This window comes from Seonamhaeicola marinus, assembly GCF_008085455.1.
The window spans coordinates 1-1,749 of record NZ_VSDQ01000643.1; the positions used below are offsets into that span (position 1 = coordinate 1).

General features: G+C 33.7%; 3 protein-coding genes. All 3 read right to left on the reverse strand.

Annotated elements, in window-relative coordinates; translation table 11 throughout:
• Positions 1 to 186, reverse strand: a 186-nt coding sequence (locus FUA24_RS10980) for a mercuric transporter MerT family protein (RefSeq protein ID WP_246147021.1), incomplete at its 3' end; no start/stop codon positions are given.
• Positions 187 to 247: 61 nt separating this feature from the next.
• Entirely contained in the window at positions 248 to 661 is a 414-nt protein-coding gene (locus FUA24_RS10985; protein ID WP_147130658.1) for a Fur family transcriptional regulator, read from the reverse strand.
• Between the two features lie 2 nt (positions 662 to 663).
• On the reverse strand, positions 664 to 1,749 hold a 1,086-nt coding region (locus tag FUA24_RS10990; protein ID WP_148542232.1), incomplete at its 5' end, for an efflux RND transporter periplasmic adaptor subunit.

Consider the following 1,749-nt stretch of genomic DNA (forward strand, 5'->3'; position numbering starts at 1 on the left):
TTGATACCAAGCAAAGAGAAGAACTACTATTGTTAGCCCAATTAAGTAAGGTCTAAATGGTTCTATCCAAGAAAAAGTTGAAGCTACACCGCTTGTTCCTGCTATTAAAGCCAAAACAGGTGTTATACAACATAATGAAGCTGTAATTGCTGTAAGCAAACTTGTTATCGCTAATTTACTTTTCATAATTACTTAATTCTTTGATTACAAAAATGCAATTAAAAAGCGTGCAATGGAAGTGCATTTATTATCCACTACACTTATCACATATACCTTTTACAACCAAGTTTACATTTTCTGAAACAAATCCGTTAGGCACTTTTATTTGTGGAATTTTATGGTCAGTTAAACAAGTTGTTTCTTTACAATTATTACAATGAAAATGTAAATGCAAATCGTTTTTAATATCACAATTACATCCCTCTTCGCATAACGCATATTTTGTTATCCCTGTGCCATCGTCTATTTGATGGACTATTCCTTTATCTTCAAATGTTTTAATAGTTCTGTATAAGGTAGTTCTATCTGCTTTTTCAAAAGCATTTTCAATGTCACTTAATGTTACTGCTATTTCTTTTTCTGCAAGAAACTTATAAATTAACATACGCATTGCTGTAACACGAATATTTTTTGACTCTAATAATTGTTCTATTGTCTGCATAATTAATGTTCGTGTTCTGCTTCTCCTTTTTTCATTTCTGCGTTAAGGTAATAAGCATTGTTATAGGCAAATTGTGTGTTACTTTCTATATCTTCAATAAATTGAACCGATACCCAATCACCATCTTTAGTACCTAACACAACTTCGATAGGTTTAAAGCTCCAATCGTCATTTTCTTTTTCTACTGAAAACACATAATATCTTTCGCCTTCTTTTATAATTGCACTTTCTGGTAAAGCTTTTGTTTGGGTATTATCTACTTGAATTTTACCTTGAATATACATACCAGGAATTAAATTACCTTTTTTGTTTTCTATTTCTGCGTGAACGTGAACTGCTTTCGGGCTGTCTTCAAACGTTTTACTCACGGAATAGATTTCTGCGGTAAGTTCTGTATCTGGTATAGATTGTACCGTAAAGTTTACTCTTTGACCCTTCTGTACTTTATGGACATCTTTTTCAAAGACCATAAAATCGGCGTGAACGTGATGCGTATTTACAATTTCAAATAATTCGGTTTGTGGCTCTACATATTGACCTGTTTTTACTTCAACTTTTTGCACAAAGCCTTCTATTGGACTTCGCAATGCTATGCGCTGTGCAATTGTGCCATTGCGAACTGATGTAGTGTTAACGTTGAGTATTCTTAATTGCGCTTCTAAACCATTAACCATTGCTTTTGATGCTTGATATTCTGCTTCTGCTTTCTGGAAATTAGCACCAGAACCAACACCAGCATCGTATAATTTTTGTTGACGTTCATAATTTTTCTTTGCAAGCTCGCTATTGCTATAAGCGTTTAAATAATCCGTTTGCGCTTGTATGATATTTGGGTGCGATAGATAAGCCACTACTTGACCTTTATTAACCTTATCACCTTCAATCACTTCAATTGAAACGACATTTGCACCAACAACAGTAGTAATAGCTGCTTCGTTTTGTGGTGGTACTTCTAACGTTCCGTTTGCTTCTACATAGCCGCTCATATTACGTAATGCCAACGTATCTATTTTCATTTTTAAAGCATCGAATTGCTGTTGTGATAGCATTACTTCTTCGCTTTCATTATGTTCTTCATTAACTTCTGT

Bases quoted from the DNA above. Each gene is read 5' to 3' on its own strand.
- FUA24_RS10985 (WP_147130658.1), bottom strand. From the start codon at position 661: ATGCAGACAATAGAACAATTATTAGAGTCAAAAAATATTCGTGTTACA.